Origin of the sequence: Mesorhizobium sp. LSJC285A00, from assembly GCF_000503155.1 — a bacterium.
In the GTDB taxonomy this organism is placed as follows: Bacteria; Pseudomonadota; Alphaproteobacteria; order Rhizobiales; family Rhizobiaceae; genus Mesorhizobium.
In genome coordinates, this window is record NZ_AYVK01000030.1 from 1 (window position 1) to 17,888 (window position 17,888).

The following is a 17,888-nucleotide window of genomic DNA, read 5'->3' on the forward strand; positions in this document are numbered from 1 at the left end:
CGCGGGTCAGCGCGTCGATGGCGCGCCCGCGCCACGAGGCATGCGGCGTTACCGTCAGCGGGCCGCGGCGAAACACGGCGTCGCCGATGCCGGCGTCGGCGCTGCGTTCGAAAGGGGCGATGACGACTTCGTCGCGGCCGATCCTGACGATCTCGCCGCGGCGCGTGCCGGCATTGCCGCGCTGTTCGACGAGGTCGCCAAGCCTGGCGACTTCAGACAGGCCGCGCACCTTGTAATGCGTTGGCGAAACCTCCGAAACACGGCCGCCGCGCCGCAGCAACGTCTCGGTGTCATCGAAGCGGCGCCAGATCCGCTCCAGCGCAGCCAGCCGGTTTTCCGATGCTGTCTCCGGTTGCCGTTCAAGCGCGCGTATCGATGATTTGCTGCTCGACATGCTGCTACGACTTGGAGCCGAGCGTCTTGATGGCGTCGTCGGTCGAGGCATCTGTCTGGCGCATCAGCGCCGCCGTGTTCTCGAAGGCGCGCTGGACCATGATCAGGCGCGTCATCTCCAGCACCGGATTGACGTTGGATTCCTCGACATAGCCCTGCGCGACGCCGAGATCGGAACGGTCGGTGACCGGCTCCGGCGCACGCGCGGGCACGATGCCAGAATTGCCGTAGCGGACGAAATTCGGGCCGGGATCGAAATTGAACAGGCCGATGGCGCCGACGAGCTTGTCGCCCTGGCGCAGCGAGCCGTCGGCGCCCGCCTTGGGTGGGCCGTCGCGCGGGTCGAGCTGGATCGGCGCACCGCCGGCGTCGAGCACCGGATGGCCTTCGAGCGACATCAACTCGCCGTTCTCGTTCATCGAAAAACGTCCGTCGCGCGTCATCACGGTGCCGGCCGGGGTGTCGATGCCGAACCAGGCATCGCCCTGGACGGCGAAGTCGAACGGGTTGCCGGTCTGCGTCATCGCGCCATGCGCGCCGGACAAATAGGTCTTGCCGGAGGAGGCGAAGGACACCGATTTGGGGCCGCTGCCGGAAACGACATCCTCGAACTTCACGCCGGTGGCGCGAAAGCCGATGGTCGAGGCGTTGGCGACATTATCGGCGATGGTGTCGAGACGGCGCTCAAGCGCGATCTGCGAGGAAAGGGCGACGTAAAGGCTGTCCTGCATGGTGTTCTCAGAATCTCAGTTTCTGCATGGCCATCATCAGATCGGTCGAGATGCCAACGGTGGTCGGCTGCGCAAACAGCACACCGATCGATGTCTGGGCGGTCGAGGTCGGATGATTGATTTCCCAAAGGCTGGTGAAGCGGGTGAGGAATTTCTCGAGCTTGGCCGGGTCGGTGAAATCCGTGAGGTCGAGCTTTGCCTCGAAGGCCTGCGCCTGCTTGTCGATATCTGCGGCAGCGAAGGAATCGGGCAGGCCGATGGCGGTGCGTACCACGCTGGCCAGGGCCGTGTCGGCCAGCACGTCGTACCAGTTGGTGATGGTCGAGGCCTTGCGCTCGAAATAGAGCGCCAACCGCACGCCCTCATTGGTCTTGCCGGCGTCTTCTTCCAGGGTCTGGCGCATGTATTTGTCGACCACCGGCTGCTGCGACGGGCTGCGGGTCGTTGCCGCTTCGCCGTAGGCCTCGAAATTCAACGAGGTGGCGAGCCTGGCATAGGCCTCGTTGGAGAGCTTGTTGGCGACACTGGCGGGATCGCGGACACCGCCCTCAAGGACATCACTGACGAGATCCTTGTTGGTGGTCGCCGGATCGAGCCCGCTTGCGGACAGAGCATAGTTATAAAGGCGGCTGTCGGCCATCAGGTCGTCGACCGATTTCACCTTGGTGATGTTGGCGAGGTAGTAGCTGGTCTCGGCCTGGACGGCGTCCGCATTCGGCTTGATGAGGCCAAGACTGGACTCGGTCGTGTAGAGCTTCGGCGTGGTCTTCAGCACCGCGTCGCGCGTGGTCGTCTGATCGCCATACTGGGCAAAATCAAAGGCGCTGACGAAGTTGGCGTAGCTCTTGTCGGTCAACAGGTTGGCGGGACTCAACGGATCGGTGACGCCGCCATTGACCATGGTGCGGATCTGCTTCGTCGTCTGGGTCGATGCATCAAGCCCATAGGCAGCCATGGCGAAGGTCAGCAGGCGCTTGTCCTTCAGCAGGTCTTCGATGGACTTCACCTTGGAGATGTTGGCTGCGTAGTAGTCGGCCTCGCCCTTGATGTATTGCGCGGTCGGCTTGACGAGCAACGGTCCGGTTCCGCCGATCACAGCCTTCGGCACCGCCTGCTGGACGGCGTCGCGCGCCGTAGCCTGGTCGCCATATTGGGCAAAGTCGAAAGCCGCGACGAAAGCCGCATAGCCCTTGTTTGTCGACGTGTTTGCGGGGCTGTTCGGGTCGGTGACGCCGCCTTCCAGCATGGCCCGCACGGTCGCAGCCGGCTCGGCGTCGGCGTCCAGGCCGAACGCGGCCATCGCATAGGTGAGCAGGCGATCGTTGCCCATCAGGTCGTCGATCGATTTTACGTTGGAAATGTTGCTCAGGTAGTACGAGGTTTCGCCCTTGTAGTAGGTGAAGCCGTTCTGCGAAGGGCCGACCGAGACCTGGAGACCATAATTGTTGGTCACGCCCTGCTGTGCCGAATTGTAGCTCGTGGCATTAGCGCCAAGTGCGGCGAAATTGAAGGCCGACACGAACTCGGCATAACGCTTGTCGCTCAGTTTGTTGGCGAAGCTGTCGGAATCCGACACCCCTTCCTTCAGGGCTTTGACCATGAAGGCCTTGGCGTAAGCCATGTCGCCGAGACCGAAGGCTTTCATGGCATATTTGAACAGCCGGTCGTTCTTGACGAAATCGTCGATCGATTTCACGCTGCCGATGTTGGCGAGATAGTAGTCGGTGTCGCGCTTGGTGATCGGCTCCGCCTCGATGCGGTCGATCGCCTTGGGGATGTCCCTGGCGATGAGCTGGTAGCTGGTAAAAGTGCTCAACACGACATGCCTCCGGTCGCAGCTTCAAAAGCAAGACTATGCGGACTTGCTTGCGCGAGGCTGAATCGCCTCACCTTGCATGATTCAAGCCTCACACAAGGCACGGGGGCTATCGGTTAGGCCTGACGTGATGCGGAAGGATCTGGCGTGGGCATTCTGATCGGACTTGTGGTGACGCTCGGCTGTGTTCTCGGCGGCTTCATGGCGATGGGCGGCCATCTGCATGTGCTGATGCAGCCTTGGGAAGCGGTGGTCATCTGCGGCGCCGCGCTTGGCACCTTTCTCGTCGCCAACCCGATGAAGACGGTCAAGGACACCGGCAGGGGTATCCTCGAAGCGTTCAAGCAGGCGGTGCCGAAAGAGCGCGACTATCTGGAGACGCTGGGCGTGCTGCACAGCCTGATGCGCGAACTGCGCTCGAAGTCGCGCAGCGAGGTCGAGGCGCATATCGACAATCCGGAGGAGTCGGCAATCTTCCAGGCGTTCCCGACCGTGCTCAAGAACCACGACCTGACGAATTTCATCTGCGACTACTGCCGCATCATCATCATCGGCAATGCCCGCTCGCATGAGATCGAGGCGCTGATGGACGAGGAAATCCAGACCATCAAGTCCGACAAGATGAAGGCCTACCACGCGCTGGTGGCAGTGGGTGACGGTCTGCCTGCGCTCGGCATCGTCGCCGCCGTGCTCGGCGTGGTCAAGGCGATGGGCGCGCTCGACCAGTCGCCTGAAATCCTCGGCGGCCTGATCGGCGCCGCCCTTGTCGGAACCTTCCTCGGCATCTTCCTGTCCTATGCAGTGGTCGGGCCGGTCGCCACCAAGATCAAGACGGTGCGCGAGAAGAAGAACCGCCTATATATCATCGTCAAGCAGACGCTGCTTGCCTACATGAACGGCGCTCTGCCGCAGGTGGCGATCGAGTTCGGCCGCAAGACCATCTCGTCCTATGAGCGGCCGACGATCGATGCCGTCGAGCAAAGCACGATGAACACAGCTTCCGCCGAGAAGAAAGCGGCTTGAGCCATGCATGACGACAGACAGGACCGCACGCCGTCATGACAAGTCCTGGCAGCCCCTCGCAAGCCCGCTCGCTGATCATTGAGCGTCTGGTCGGTGACAGCGGTGAGGCCGCTCATGTCATCGGCACCGGGCGCTCGATGGGCGAGCGCGCCCTGCCGCTGCTGCAGAAGAGCCTGGCCGGCGAACTCGGCGCACCGGTCACCGTCGACCTGCGCGCGGTCGAGATCAGCCGTGTTCCCGATGCCCGCACGAATGCCGGCGATGCCTTTGCCATGGCCATCATAGCATCGCCGACGTCTTCGGATGCGATGACGCTGGTGGCAGATGCGCCGGCCATCGCCGTGATGGTGTGCGCGCTGTTCGGCGGCGATCCGGATCAGCCGGTTTCGCCGATCGAGCGCGCTCTGTCGCAGATCGAGACCGATGTTGCGACCACGGTCTTCCAGGAAGTTGCGCAGGCGTTGAACGGATCAGGCCGGCGCTCGCTCGAGCTGCGGCTGCCGGTGCCGCGGGCGCTTTCGGGCAGCGAAGCCAAGCGCCGCGTGCTGCGCGATGGCGCGGCGGTGCGCATCGTCTTCGGCATCTCGACGCCGACCGACAGCGGAACGGTCACGGTGATGATCCCGCAGCGCATCCTGCTGGCCACACGCGGTATCGCCGATGTCCACGACAGCGAAGGCACGACCTCCGACTGGCGGGCACGTTTTTCCGAAGAGGTCATGCGCTCGACGGTGACGCTCGAAGCGACCATGCCGCTGGCCCGCCTGACGCTCGGCGATCTCGCCGGTTTCGAGCCGGGCCAGGTCATCGAGTTCGAGGAAACCGCGCAGTCGCACGCCAAGCTGAGCGCGCGCGACAAGACGCTGTTTGTCTGCGAGTTCGGCAAACTCGGGCAGAACTACACCGTCCGGATCAGGCATCCTTACGATGCCGGTCAGGATTTTATCGACGGGCTCATGCCGGGCTGACGCCGGGCAAGCTCAAGCATTTGGAGACGACTGATGGCCAAGACCAAGGTGGAAGCCAATATCGACCAGCCGGACGAACAGCTCGACCGCGCCATCGAGGAATTGCGCGGTGTCCTCCAAGAGGAGGAAAAGCGCCCCGACGCCGCCTTGCGGGCTGCCACGTCCGGCGCCAATTCGAACATCATCATGAGCATCCCGGTTGATGTGCAGATCATCCTCGGCAGTACGGAAATGCCGGTGTCGGACCTGATGGCGCTGCAGAAGGGCTCGACGGTGGCGCTCAACCGGCGCATCGGCGAACCGGTCGATGTCGTGGTCAACGGCCGCAAGATCGCGCGCGGCGAAATCACCGTGCTGGAAAGCGATCCGTCGCGCTTTGGCATCAGGTTGACCGAAATCATCGCTGCCGCCAAGAGCGCCTGAGGATTAGACGACATGCGGTCTCAGCAGCGATCGGAGCTTATGCCATGACGACGCCGGTGACGCTCACGCGCCCGCAAAAGGCCGCCGCCATCCTGGTGGCGATGGGCAAGCCTTCGGCCAGCCGGCTGCTGAAATTCTTCAAGCAAGAAGAACTGAAGGCACTGATCGAAGGGGCGCGGCTGCTGCGCACCATTCCGCAAAGCGACCTCGAACGCATCGTTGCCGAATTCGAGGCCGAGTTCACCGAAGGTGCGGGCCTGCTCGATTCCGCCGACCGGATGGACACGATCCTCAATGAATCGCTGTCGCCCGAAGAGATGAGCGCCATCATGGGCGACAAGCGCTTCGAGGTTGCGCCGGAAGGGCCACCGCCGATCTGGCCGGAGCTGGAAAAGCTCGAACCGACGCGTCTGGGCACATTCCTTGCCGCCGAGCATCCCCAGACCGCGGCCATGGTGCTGTCGAAGCTTGCGCCGCAAGCCGCCGCCAACATTTTGCTGACCATGGAAAAGCCGATGCGCAGCGAGATCATCAAGCGCATGGTGACGATGGCGACCATTCCGGACGCGGCCACCAGGATCATCGAGAACCAGCTGCGCGCCAGCGTGCTGGCGCAGACCGCGACCAAGGATATCTCGGCGGGACAGGCGCGCGTCGCCAGTATGCTCAACGAGATGGACAAGCCTCAGTTGGAAGAGGTCATGCAGGATCTGGAAGAGGCCGGCACGCCGGACCTCGGCGGTGTCCGCTCCAGGTTGTTTGCCTTCGACGATCTGCCGCTTTTGACGCAGAAGGCGAGGGTGCTTCTGTTCGACGGGCTGTCGACCGAACTGATTACGCTGGCGCTGCGCGGTGCACCACCCGCATTGACGGAGTCGGTGCTGTCGGCGATCGGCGCACGGTCGCGGCGCATGATCGAGTCCGAGCTCGGACAGGGCTCGGAAGGCATTCAGCTTGCCGACATCATGACGGCGCGCAAGAACATCGCGGTGGCGACAATCCGGCTTTCGCGCGAGGGGGCTTTCGAACTGCCCTCATCGCAGCAGAGCGAAGCGGCTTAACGCCGAGCGCTGAATGGCTGAAGCGGCGGACAAAGACTCCAAAACCGAAGACGCGACCGAAAAGAAGATCCGCGACACCATCGAACAGGGCAAGCTGCCCCATTCCAGGGAGGCCGCACTTCTGGCGTCCTTCATCGCTATACTGGTGTTCACCGTCTTCTATGCCAAGGACGCGGTCGTCAATCTCGGCATGTTCCTGTCGATGTTCCTTGAGAAGCCCGAGGCGTGGCCGATGGACACCGAAACCGACGTCATCGCGCTCTACAAGACCGTGATGATGGAAATAGGCAACGCCGTCGTCAGCCTGCTTGTGCTGCTGGTGGTGGCCGGCGTCGGCGCCTCGGTGCTGCAGAACATGCCGCAAGTCGTCGGCGAGCGGATCCGGCCGCAACTGTCGCGCATCTCGATAGCCAAAGGCTGGACCAGGATGTTCGGCATTCAGGGCTGGGTCGAGTTCCTGAAATCGCTGGGCAAGCTCGGCTTCGCCAGCATCGTGCTCTACTTCACGCTATCGCAGGACTACCGCCAGCTCCTGGCCGGCATGATCACCAACCCCGTCGCTTTCGGCCTCGTCATCAAAAGCATCACCGTCGACATATTGGTGGCGATCGTCTTCGTCATGGGGCTGATCGCGGCGGTCGACGTCGTCTGGTCGCGCTTCCACTGGAAGCAGGATCTGCGGATGACCAAGCAGGAGGTCAAGGACGAGTTCAAGCAGTCCGAGGGCGACCCGATCATCAAGTCGCGGCTGCGCTCGCTGGCGCGCGACCGGGCGCGCAAGCGGATGATGACGGCCGTGCCGCGCGCGACGCTGATCATCGCCAATCCGACGCACTTTTCCATCGCGCTCAGATATGTTCGCGACGAGGATTCAGCGCCCCTGGTGCTGGCCAAGGGCCAGGACCTTGTGGCGCTCAAGATTCGCGAGATTGCCAAGGAGCACAACATCCCGATCTTCGAGGACGTGGCGCTCGCCCGCTCCATGTACAAGCAAGTTTCGGTTGATAGCGTGATCCCGTCGCAATTCTACCAGGCCGTCGCCGAACTGGTGCGGATCGTCTACTCCAAAAAGGCTGAGCGGAGACAAATTTCATGAACCGCCAACCGCACGCAAAATCCCGCGAACTCATCGTCGCCAAGGCCATCGAGCAGGTGGTCGACGAGTTGCGGCTGATCGATGTCGCCGACTACATCGCTTTCATCCGGCTCGAGCATTTCGCTTGCCTGTCGGATCTGGTGGATTCGGCGGTGGAGCTGTTCTTCCTGCCGGGCACGCTTAGGCTCGGCCATGGCGGAGAGGCACATGTCGACTGGAGCGGCAGCCCGCGCATCGTGCTCGATCTCGAGCTTCGGCCGCCGGGCGTCACCGTCTATTTCCAGCTGACGCTGAGCGAGGAGAGGTCTTCGGTCGCGGTCAACTATGTGTCGTTCGAGAAGCCCGGCGAAGACCCCGAGCACAACACCGCCTTGCTGGAGACGGTCATCGAAGAGGCGCGCATTCGCCGGACCGAGCCGCTCGCCTATCGCTGATCTTTTGTCTTATCCCAATCGCCGGACGCGGCTTTGATCACTCGATCAGACCCAGGCGCAGCGCCTTGGCCACCGCCTGGTTGCGGTTGACGGCGTTGAGCTTCTGCGTCGACTGGGTGAGATACTGGTTGGCGGTGTGGACCGACAGCTTCAGCAGCCTGGCGATCTCTTCGCTGGTGTTGCCGTTGGCGGTCAGCTTCAGGCACTCCAGTTCACGCTTGGAGATTGACCGCATCCGGCCGGCATCGTTCGGACGAATGCGGGCGACGGCGGCGAACAGCGAAAAACAGCGGGCGTGGATTTCGTAGAGCGTGTCCTCCGGCAGAGCGATCGTCGAGCCGAGGAACACCACCAGCCCGCAATGGCCGCGATCGGCGTGGACGGGAAAGGCAATGCCGTTGGTGCCCGGCGCCAGCGGCGCCGTCCGCTCCGCCCAGGCGAGGTTCTTGAAGACGGCGTCCGAGCCGGCGATGCCGTCGTCCGCCCACCAGCGCGGCGCTGTCGAGGCGCCGCTGTGGTGCACCATCTCCTCGCCATTGGCGCCGGCGATGAACTTGGTTGTCACCGCGGTGGCGGGATAGTCGGAATCGAAGCTCGGCACCAGGCGCGCCCGTTCCGGCGAGGGGCTGACGAAGTAGAGGCCGAAGGCCGACGCGTTGATGTCGACGGCGATCCAGCGGCAGCGGCGCACCGCGTCCGGGATGGTAACGGCATGGTGCGTCTCGGAACTGATGGAGAAGGCGCCGAACGGATTTCGCTGCTCGTTGAAAAGGGCTTCGGCCGCCGCTTTGATGTCAGCATGTTTCAAATGATGCCGCTCCTGATCGCCGTGGCGATGGCCATCGCGCGGTTCGAGGCCGCGAATTTCTGGATGGCGTGGGTGATGTAGCTGTTGACGGTGTTGGACGAGACCCCGAGGATCACCGCGACCTCATCGGTGGTTTTGCCTTCAGACACCCAGAACAGGCATTCGCGCTCGCGGTCGGACAGCGGGTCCTGCATGGCGGCGGCGGCGATCAATTGCGGGATGGCGGACAGCGCGTAACAGCACTTCAACTGAGCCTTCATCAGCGCCGGCTGGTCGATACTGCCGGCCTCGGCCGCCGAGAAAAGCGCAAACAGCCGCTGGCGGCCGACATTGAGCCGCAATGAATAGACTTCGGCGTGGCCAAGCACGTCGAGCAGGCGCGCCTCTTCGCCGGTGAGCAGTCCGCCGGCGTCGGGCGCCGCGGCGGCGACCAGCGGCCTCGGGCGGATGCCAGGTGCAACGGTCAGCGGTCCCTGGGCAAGGCCGGCGATCAGCCGCTTGCCGATCAGTTCGATGGCGTCGAAGATCCAGTTGGATGAGACGATGCGGGCGTCATTGCGGTCCTGGTCGTGGACGATGGCGACGAGCATGTAGCTGTCGGCGCCGATCTCGGCGGCAAGCTGCATGAAAAAGGAGGTGAGATCGCCGCGCGATTCGAGGCGCGAGCCTAACGTATCGGATTGGAGAAGCGCGGCGGAACTGCTCATTGGATGCTTTGGTTGTATGTCATGGCCGGAGTCTTTTCTTGAGCCCGGACGCTGGGGTTAGCAGCGGCCGAACTTGAAGACGCATCACGTTTACGAAGCACTCACACGGCGCGGCGGTCGCGCTGATCGCCGAATCCATTCAGGGAACGCGAAGCCGTCCGCGTCTGGTGCCGGTCATTGGCCGGAACTTGAGACTTTGGGTGGTCGCCGCGCCCCCCAAGGACCGGCTGATTCGGGTCTAATCTACCCGCAGATGAATCCGACATCAAACGCGATTTGACAAAATCAATATTATTGGACTCAAGCGACTCAGGGGCGGCTTCCGCGGCCTTTTCCGCCGCAAAAGGCCTGAAACGCCGACACGAAAAAGCCAGAGGGTGTTGCGATACTGCCGTATCGAGGGCCGATCGATTCCGATAGGGTCTCGGCAGCCGGCAGGGGTGGGCATCCCTTCGGTCATACGGCGGATGCGGCGGCGCTTGCTCGCGGCCATCAGCATCGGGGGTCATGATGAAGCAGGTTTTCCTGGCGTTCACGGTGGTGCTTGCGGTTCTTGCCGGTATGGAAGCGCCCGCCAAGGCTGAGCCGACCGTTACCTATGCGCTCGACAACGGGCTGCAGGTGGTGCTGGTGCCCGACCATCGCGTGCCGAAGGTGGTGATGAACCTGCGCTACCGCGTCGGGTCGATGAATGAACCCGCGGGACGCTCGGGCTTTGCGCATCTGTTCGAACATCTGATGTTTTCCGGCACGCCGGCCTGGCCGAACGTGTTCGGCGCGCACGCCGCGCTCGGCAACGAGATCAATGCCTGGACCACCGAAGACGGCACCGTTTATTACGTCGACGGGCTGTCGTCGTCACTGCCGATGATCCTGTCGCTGGAGGCCGACCGCATGGCCAATCTCGGCCGTTCGGTGACTCAGACCAAGCTCGATCTGCAGCGCTCGGTGGTCAAGAACGAGATGCGCCAGAACGTGCTCGACAAGGCCGGCGCATCCGGCTGGGAAGCTTTCTGGTCCGGGCTGTTCCCGAAGCCGCATCCCTATAGCCGCATGGTCATCGGCTCGGTCGCCGATCTNAGACGTGTGCTCTTCCGATCTCACCAAGGCGCTGATTGCCGACACGTTCGGCCGCGTGGCGCGCGGCGCCGATGTGGCGCGGCCCGCCGTGCCGGCACCGACTCAGGCCCGGCTCAAGCTGGTGCTCGAGGATCGTGTGCCAAGCCCCATCGTCGTGGTCGGCTTCAGTGGCCCGGTGGCGCAGTCGCCCGACAATGGTGCGCTCAGCATTGCCGCCGAACTGCTCGGCAACGGCGAATATGGATTTTTGCGCAACCGGCTGGTTTCGCAGTTGGGCATTGCCACCTATGCCAGCGCGAGCTGGACCGGCGGTCTGCTCGGTGGCCGCTTTACCTTCGAGGCGGGTGCCGCCGAAGGTGTGGCGCCGGAAGCGCTGGAAAGCGCGATGAAAACGGCGTTCGCGGATTTCCTGAAGACCCCGCTCGATCCGGTCGATGTCGAGCGTGCGCGCACCGGCATCTTGCTGGCAGCGCGGCTCGGCAGCGAAGCACTGAAGGATCGCGCCGGCGTCGTCTCCTACAATGCCGACGTGCTCGGCGATGCGCAGAGCGCGCTGGTCGACGACCCGCGGGTGAAGGACGCCAGCGTGGCGGGCGTCGAGGCAACGATGAAGCGGCTGTTGAAACCGGAAGACGCCAGCATACTGGTGCTGAAGCCCGGCCCGCGCGGTGGCTATCCCGATGCACTGATCGGGTCGTCCGGCACACCGCAGCCGTTCACCGCGCCGGAGCGAGCGGCGATCGACATTCCGAAGCATGCGGCCGGGCAAGCGCCTTCGGCAACACTGCCCGCAATGGAAACGGCGACGCTCTCGAATGGCATCAAACTCGTCCACTACACAATGCTGGAAGCGCCGATGGTCTATGTCGCCGCCAGTGCCGCCGGCGGCTGGAACAGCGTGCCGGAAGGCAAGGAGGGATTGCTGGAGCTTGCAGCAAGCATGGCGACACGCGGGGCCGCCGATCGCGGCTCGGCTGATTTCGCCAAGGCGGCCAGCGACATCGGCGCCGGCGTCGGCCACCAGGCCGGAACGCTGACCACGATGATGACGCTTGGCGTGCCGCCGGAAAAGCTCGACCAGGGTATTGGCCTGCTCGCCGACGCGGTGCTGAAGCCTCGTTTCGACAAGACCGAATGGACTGTGCTGATGGCGCAGACAGTCGACTGGCTAAACGGCCGCGAGGCGGATCTGCCCGGCGTTGCCGGCCGCATGGCAAAGGCGACGCTGATCCCGCAGGTGCCGGGCAAGGCAGCGGTGGACTGGTCGGCATTGGCGCTGGCCTCGATCTCGCTCGACGAGGCGAGGGACGCATTCAAGGCGGAGTTCACGCCGAAGGCGGTGACCTTCTACAGCGTCGGCCCGATGCCGGTCGCGACCGTCGCCGCCAGCCTTGAAAAAGCATTCGGCGCGTGGACAAGCGACACCGCCGGCTATGCCGTCGAGCCGTCGCCGGCGGCGCATTTCAACGGGGGACAGAAAGTGCTGCTGGTGCCCGAACCCGGCGCCAGCCAGTCGGCGCTGTTCGTGGCGCGGCCGGCGCCCGGCACCGACGAGAGCGAGCGCGCTGAATCGACCGCGGTCTCCAACCTGCTTGGCGCCGATTTCTCCAGCCGGCTGAATTCGGTGATCCGCGAGGAGAAGGGCTACTCCTATGGCGTGTCGAGCTATCTGATGAGCCCGATGAAGGCCGGCTCGGGATTGGTCGTGGCAACCACCGTCGAGCGCGCCAACACCGGGCCGGCGATTACCGAAATCCTGAAAGGATTTGCCGGCCTGACCACCTTGCCGGTGGCGCAGGACGAGGTCGACCGCACGGTGACCGTCTATCGCCGGGCGCTGGCTGGATCGGCCGAGACGTCGGCTGGTCTGTTCTCCTCGCTGATTGGCGCGGTCGGCAGCGGATCGACGCTGGAGGACCAGCAAACCCGCATGGCGGCGCGCACAAAGCTGACGCTCGATGCGGTTCAGAAACAGGCGCTGGCCCTGGCATCGCTCGATCCGTCGCTGATCGTGGTGGCGGGCGACCCCGATGTGGTGATGCCGCAGCTTGCCGCGATCGGCCTCAAGGACGTCGAGATCGTCAAGCGTGACGAGGCTGGCGAAGAGACGGCGATGCGGGCGCTCGATCTTCTCGGGGGCAATCGGCAGGCGCCGCTGTCTGCCTCGCCGTGGCGGGTTGGCGATGGCGGCACGACACGGGCGGTGCACGCCTGCGCCGGCGACAGGGATTGCGGCGCGCAGATCCACGCCGATTGACGGGCTAAACGCGCAGCCGCCGGCCGCGTTGTAATTTTGGGATAACTTTGTTTCGGGGGAAACGATGAGCGATTCATTTCGGGAAGTCACATCCGTCTCGTGGTTCGGGCGGATCAAGCGCGCGGTCGGCGGGGTCATCTTCGGCCTTATCCTGATCGTGCTGATGGTGATCGGGCTGTTCTGGAACGAAGGCCGCGCCGTGCAGACGGCGCGCTCGCTGGCCGAAGGTTCTGGAGCGGTGGTTTCGGTCGGCGCCGACAGCGTCGATACCGCCAATGACGGCAAGCTGGTTCATGTCAGCGGACTGGTGACGGCGGACAGCGGCCTGGCGGATCCGGATTTCGGCATTGCGGCGCAAGGGCTGCGGCTGTCGCGCAGCGTCGAGATGTATCAGTGGAAGGAAGAGTCCAAGTCGGAGACGACGAAGAAGCTCGGCGGTGGCGAAGAGACGGTGACCACCTACAGCTATTCCAAGGTGTGGGACGACAGCCAGATCGACTCCTCCGATTTCAAGAAGCCGGACGGCCACCAGAATCCGCCGATGGAAATCCACGGCCGGACCTTCCAGATTCCTGAGGGCAAGCTTGTCGCCTTCGATCTCGATACGGCAGTGCTGGACCGTATCGAGGGTGACAAGGACTATTCGCTCTCAGCCGACCAGTCGGCGGCGATAAAGGCTGCCTATACCGGAACGAAACCGCTCAGCATCGTCGATGGCAAGATTTTTCTCGGCAATGACAACACGACGCCCGCTTTGGGTGACTATCGCATCGGCTACGAGCTGGCGCCGCTGGGCGTGATCAGTATCATCGCGCGCCAGGCCGGCAGCCGCTTCGAGCCCTACCAGACGCAAGCCGGCGATGCGCTGCTGATGGTCGATACCGGCAACGTCCCGGCCGAAAAGATGTTCGCCGACGCGGTCAGCGCCAACACGCTGATCACCTGGCTGCTGCGCGGCGCCGGCTTGCTGTTGCTGACCATAGGCTTTGCGCTGTTCCTCAGCCCGATCGGGGTGATCCTCGACGTCATACCCTTCCTCGGCAGCATGGCGCGGATGGGCACTGGCATCATCGCCTTCGTCCTGGCGATCCTGGTCGGCACGGTGACGATTGCGATTGCCTGGTTCTGGTACCGACCGTTGCTGGCGCTCGCCATCCTGGCGGCAGGCGTGATTGCGGCGGTGATTGTCTACCGCATCGGCCGGTCGCGAAGGCCAGCCGTTCCGGTGGTTGCGCCCAACCCGGCGGCGGCCGCCTAGATAGAGGTCGGGGCGGCCGGAGCCGCCCCATATCTCTTTGGCGCAATTCCGGCCGGAAAACCGCCTCACACTTATCCTGGAATTGCTTTCCTATTTGTCCTCGAAGCCGGTGAGCACGCCGACGGCGTTGATGCCGATCTCCTCGACGGCGTAGCCGCCTTCCATCACGAACAGCGTCGGCAGGCCGAGCTTGGCGATGCGATGGCCGATCTTCGGATAGTCCGGGCTTTTCAGCTTGAACTGGCTGATCGGGTCCTTCTCGAAGGTGTCGACGCCGAGCGACACGATGACGATATCGGGGGCGTAGGCGGCGAGCTTGGCGCAGGCATCCTCCAGCGAGGCGTTCCAGGCGTCCCAATTGGTGCCGAAGGGCATGGGATAATTGACGTTGAAACCTTCGCCGGCGCTGGCGCCGCGTTCATCGGCATGGCCGAGGAAGAACGGATACTCCACCATGGGATCGCCATGCAGGTTGAGAACCTGCACGTCGGCGCGTTCATAGAAGATCTCCTGCGTGCCATTGCCGTGGTGATAGTCGACGTCGAGGATCGAGACGCGTTTTGCGCCCTGATCGAGGAACCACTGCGCGGCGACCGCGGCATTGTTGATGTAGCAGTAGCCGCCCATGAACCCGGCACCGGCGTGATGGCCGGGCGGGCGGCAGAGCGCGAAGGCCGACCGCTCGCCACCCTTGACCAAGGCCGCCGCCGTCAGCGCCACGTCGTAGGACGATTTGATCGCGGTCCATGTGCCTTCGACGAAGGTGGCGCCGGCGTCGAAGGAATAGTAGCCGAGCAAGGCGTCGACGCGCTTGGGTGGCACGTCGCCGCGCAGGCCGCGCGTCGGCCAGGTGAAGGGCATCGCCGTGCCCTCGAAGCCGGCGGCCTTCCACGCCGGCCAGACGGTCGGCAGGAAGTCGATATAGTCGGCCTTGTGGATGCGCTTGGCGGCTGTGAGATCGTGCTCGACCGGTCCGATGATCGGCCCCAGCTTCTCGCTCTCGACCCGCGCCTTGATGAACTCGGCCCGCGACGGCTTTTCGAAACCCGGCACGATTGCCGACGTGACCAGTTCCATCTGGCCGGCATGGCCGGCATGAAGCGGCGAATAGACAGTCTTCATGAATTTCCTCTCGAAATAGCGAAATCAGTCAAGGTTGAGATAGGGGGTGACCAAAGCGAGCCACATTCTTTCCACATCGTCCTCGATGAGGTCGTATGTCTTGCGATCCCGCTTCAACCCCACAAGCCGGCAGGCGTGCCCGACATCCATCATCAGCACGCCGAGCCGGCTGGCGATCTTGTCTTCAAGGGCCGGGTTCACATGCTGCAGCCACGCGGCGTAAAGCGCGATGATCTGCTCGTCATATTCGTCCTGGATCGGCCTGAGGTCGGCATTGCCGGATATCGCCTCGATCACCGGCATCAGGGTGGCGTTTTCGAGATATATTCTGGAGGTATCGATGAAGAGCTTGCGCACCTCCTGCCGAAACTCGTCGCGGTTGGTGGGTGGGGTGACCTCGATGCGCCTGGCGATCACCTCGGGAAACGACGACAGCCAGCGCCGGGCGAGGTCGAGGAGAATGGCTTCCTTGTTGGGAAAGTACTGGTAGACCGAACCGACCGACAGGCCCGCGCGCCGGGCAATGGCGAGCGTCGTCGGCGTCTTGGTTCCTTGCTCCCGCGTCAGGATCAGCGCAGCGTCGAGTATCCTGTCGACCACCTTGCTCGACCGTTCCTGCCGCGGCTGCTTGCGCGGTTCGAGCGCCATCCTGGTTTCGCGGCTGAGACTGCGCTTCACGGATTGATGCCTTCGTTCCCTGCCGGTTTCAACACAGGTCCCGGTCTCAACATTGGCGTGGTGTGTTGTCCACAATACATTCGAAATTCGGCACGTTGACAAACGCGAATAATTAGTCGCATTCTTTTATCCACGCTGTTTTGAGAGATCACAAGGGGAATTTCGAAGCAGCGCACTGGCATCAGTTTTCGTCCGATAACGCCGCTCCAGCGGAGTGGCAGCTTGTCGGACAAGAGGGTTGTCGGTCTCAGCCAGTCGTCAAAAGCGCGGAGTCGCGATGTCTGTCACGGGTGCGGGTCAAAATGCTGATCTGATCGTCATCAATGGTCGCGTGCGGACCATGGACGATGACAATCCCGCCGCCGAGGCGATTGCCGTCAAGGACGGCGCCATCATCGCCATCGGCAACCACGCCGCCATCGAAAAACTCAAGGGAACGACCACAGAGGTGATCGACGCCAAGGGCGGTTCGGTCCTGCCCGGTTTCATCGAAGCCCACATGCATCTGTTCTCGGGAGGGGCTGAGCTCGCGCATCTTCAACTCGGCGGTATCCATGGCTTCGAGGCGCTTCAAAGCGCCATCCGCGACTACGCCACGACGTGGCCCGAGGCGAAGATGCTTGTGGGACAGGGCGTCGACTACACCGTGCTCGGCGACGAGCGGGTGACACGCCATCATCTCGACGCCATCCTGCCCGACCGCCCCTTCTGCATGGCGGCACCCGACCACCATACGATGTGGGCCAACACCAAGGCGCTGGAGATGGCCGGCATCCTGAAGGGACGCACGCTCGGTCCGGGCAACGAGATCGTGATGGGTGACGACGGCCTGGCCGCGGGCGAATTGCGCGAGGGCGAGGCCTTCGGTCCGGTGCTCGACCTTGCCGGCGAAAGCCGGGTGCGGTTGGGGCTGTCGACCGGCGGCGAGCCGGACCCAATGCCGTCGGCCGCCGAGCGGGCCGCTGACCGTGACATCATGCGGCGCGGACTTGCCTGGTGCGCGCGCCACGGCATCACCTCGATCCAGAACATGGACGGCAATCTCTACCAACTCGAACTGCTTTCCGAGATCGAGGCCGAGGAAGGCCTGCCCTGCCGCGTCAAGATCCCGTTCCACTACAAGAATTTCATGACGCTCGACATGCTCGAGAAGGCGTCCGTCATGGCCGAGCGCTACGACAGCGAGTGGCTGTCATCGGGCATGGTCAAGGTGTTCTATGACGGCGTGCTCGATTCCTGGACCGCGGTTATGGTCGAACCCTATGCGGATCGTCCCGACTGGGTCGGCGAGCCGCTGTTCACGCCGCAGCAATTTATCGATCTCGCCGTGGCTATCGACAAACGCGGGCTGCAGATCGCCGTGCACTCGATCGGTGACGGCGCCGTGCGCGCAGTGCTCGACGGTTACGAGGCGGCGCAGAAGGTCAATGGCAAGCGCGACAGCCGGCACAGGGTTGAGCACATCGAGGTCACCACAGCAGCCGACGTGCCGCGTTTTGCCGAACTCGGCGTCATCGCCTCGATGCAGCCGTCGCATCCGCCCGGCGCCATGGATTTTCCGCTGGAGCCGACGGTGTCACGCATCGGGCCGGCCCGCTGGCCGCTGAGCTATGCCTGGCGCACCCTGAAAAGCGCCGGCGCCCATGTCGTGTTCGCCTCGGACTGGCCGGTGGCGGCGATCGACCCGATCCTGAGCATTCAGGCGGCAGTGCAGCGCAAACCATGGGCAGAAGGCGATCCTGACCAGAGTTTCTCGCTGCAAGAAGCGATTGCCGCCTACACGGTCGAGGGCGCCTATGCCGAATTCGCCGAACATCGCAAAGGCGTTCTGAAACCCGGCTATATGGCGGATCTGGTGGTTTTGTCGGCCGATATCGAGAAGACGGCGCCGGCCGATCTGCACAAGCTGCGGCCGGTGACGACGGTCTGCGGTGGCAAGGTCACCTACCAGGCCTGACAATGGCATGCGGCTTGCACAGCTTGCCGCTTGCAAGACGAAATGACCGACTGAACTGTGGTTCAATGCCGGACTT

General features: G+C 63.5%; 16 protein-coding genes and 1 pseudogene. 9 read left to right on the top strand and 8 right to left on the bottom strand.

Annotated features, from left to right (window positions below):
- The 3 genes and pseudogenes from fliI to X726_RS146665 form a co-directional block, all read right to left on the bottom strand.
- Positions 1-394 (bottom strand): annotated as a pseudogene (fliI, locus tag X726_RS0135860) (flagellum-specific ATP synthase FliI); the annotation flags it as partial.
- 4 nt (positions 395-398) lie between these two features.
- Positions 399-1,124: a flagellar basal-body rod protein FlgF gene (flgF, locus tag X726_RS146670; protein WP_023671749.1), complete on the bottom strand. Its 726-nt coding sequence runs from the start codon at positions 1,122-1,124 to the stop codon at positions 399-401.
- Positions 1,125-1,131: 7 nt separating this feature from the next.
- Positions 1,132-2,943 carry a DUF1217 domain-containing protein gene (locus tag X726_RS146665; RefSeq protein ID WP_031215222.1) on the bottom strand — a complete coding sequence of 604 codons (1,812 nt, stop codon included), beginning with the start codon at positions 2,941-2,943 and terminating at the stop codon, positions 1,132-1,134.
- A 144-nt stretch (positions 2,944-3,087) separates the two neighbouring features.
- On the opposite strand from X726_RS146665, the gene motA reads away from it, so the two are divergent.
- The 6 genes from motA to X726_RS146635 are packed head-to-tail and all read left to right on the top strand — an operon-like array spanning position 3,088 to position 7,945.
- Positions 3,088-3,963 carry a flagellar motor stator protein MotA gene (motA, locus tag X726_RS146660; protein ID WP_023671751.1) on the top strand — a complete coding sequence of 292 codons (876 nt, stop codon included), beginning with the start codon at positions 3,088-3,090 and terminating at the stop codon, positions 3,961-3,963.
- Between the two features lie 35 nt (positions 3,964-3,998).
- A complete protein-coding gene (locus X726_RS146655; protein ID WP_023671752.1) occupies positions 3,999-4,931 on the top strand; it encodes a FliM/FliN family flagellar motor switch protein in 933 nt (310 codons plus the stop codon).
- Between the two features lie 33 nt (positions 4,932-4,964).
- A complete protein-coding gene (gene fliN, locus X726_RS146650) occupies positions 4,965-5,354 on the top strand; it encodes a flagellar motor switch protein FliN (protein WP_023671753.1) in 390 nt (129 codons plus the stop codon).
- 44 nt (positions 5,355-5,398) lie between these two features.
- Positions 5,399-6,415 carry a flagellar motor switch protein FliG gene (locus X726_RS146645; protein ID WP_023671754.1) on the top strand — a complete coding sequence of 339 codons (1,017 nt, stop codon included), beginning with the start codon at positions 5,399-5,401 and terminating at the stop codon, positions 6,413-6,415.
- Between the two features lie 13 nt (positions 6,416-6,428).
- Positions 6,429-7,511 carry a flagellar biosynthesis protein FlhB gene (flhB, locus tag X726_RS146640; protein WP_023671755.1) on the top strand — a complete coding sequence of 361 codons (1,083 nt, stop codon included), beginning with the start codon at positions 6,429-6,431 and terminating at the stop codon, positions 7,509-7,511.
- Positions 7,508-7,945 (top strand): hypothetical protein, encoded by a 438-nt coding sequence (locus X726_RS146635; protein WP_023671756.1) that lies wholly within the window; start codon positions 7,508-7,510, stop codon positions 7,943-7,945. Before flhB ends, X726_RS146635 begins: the two co-directional genes overlap by 4 nt.
- 37 nt (positions 7,946-7,982) lie before the next feature.
- Here the strand turns inward: X726_RS146635 and X726_RS146630 are convergent, their stop codons facing one another.
- The 3 genes from X726_RS146630 to X726_RS1000000171845 form a co-directional block, all read right to left on the bottom strand.
- Positions 7,983-8,753, bottom strand: a complete 771-nt coding sequence (locus X726_RS146630; RefSeq protein WP_023671757.1) for a helix-turn-helix transcriptional regulator — start codon at positions 8,751-8,753, stop codon at positions 7,983-7,985.
- Positions 8,750-9,460: a helix-turn-helix transcriptional regulator gene (locus X726_RS146625; protein WP_023671758.1), complete on the bottom strand. Its 711-nt coding sequence runs from the start codon at positions 9,458-9,460 to the stop codon at positions 8,750-8,752. Before X726_RS146625 ends, X726_RS146630 begins: the two co-directional genes overlap by 4 nt.
- A gap of 492 nt (positions 9,461-9,952) precedes the next feature.
- On the bottom strand, positions 9,953-10,195 hold the full coding sequence (locus X726_RS1000000171845) for a hypothetical protein (protein ID WP_031215223.1): 243 nt from the start codon (positions 10,193-10,195) through the stop codon (positions 9,953-9,955).
- Positions 10,196-10,544: 349 nt separating this feature from the next.
- Here X726_RS1000000171845 and X726_RS146620 point away from each other — a divergent pair, with 349 nt between their 5' ends.
- A complete protein-coding gene (locus X726_RS146620) occupies positions 10,545-12,797 on the top strand; it encodes an insulinase family protein (protein WP_023671759.1) in 2,253 nt (750 codons plus the stop codon).
- Between the two features lie 64 nt (positions 12,798-12,861).
- On the top strand, positions 12,862-14,055 hold the full coding sequence (locus X726_RS146615) for a TMEM43 family protein (protein WP_023671760.1): 1,194 nt from the start codon (positions 12,862-12,864) through the stop codon (positions 14,053-14,055).
- A 90-nt stretch (positions 14,056-14,145) separates the two neighbouring features.
- On the opposite strand, the gene X726_RS146610 is transcribed toward X726_RS146615, so the two are convergent.
- Together X726_RS146610 and X726_RS146605 are read right to left on the bottom strand one after the other, a co-directional pair.
- Entirely contained in the window at positions 14,146-15,177 is a 1,032-nt protein-coding gene (locus tag X726_RS146610; protein ID WP_023671761.1) for a histone deacetylase family protein, read from the bottom strand.
- Between the two features lie 24 nt (positions 15,178-15,201).
- Positions 15,202-15,855: a TetR/AcrR family transcriptional regulator gene (locus X726_RS146605; protein ID WP_023686329.1), complete on the bottom strand. Its 654-nt coding sequence runs from the start codon at positions 15,853-15,855 to the stop codon at positions 15,202-15,204.
- 277 nt (positions 15,856-16,132) lie between these two features.
- Here X726_RS146605 and X726_RS146600 point away from each other — a divergent pair, with 277 nt between their 5' ends.
- On the top strand, positions 16,133-17,812 hold the full coding sequence (locus tag X726_RS146600) for an amidohydrolase (protein WP_023671763.1): 1,680 nt from the start codon (positions 16,133-16,135) through the stop codon (positions 17,810-17,812).
- Positions 17,813-17,888: the final 76 nt, after the last annotated feature.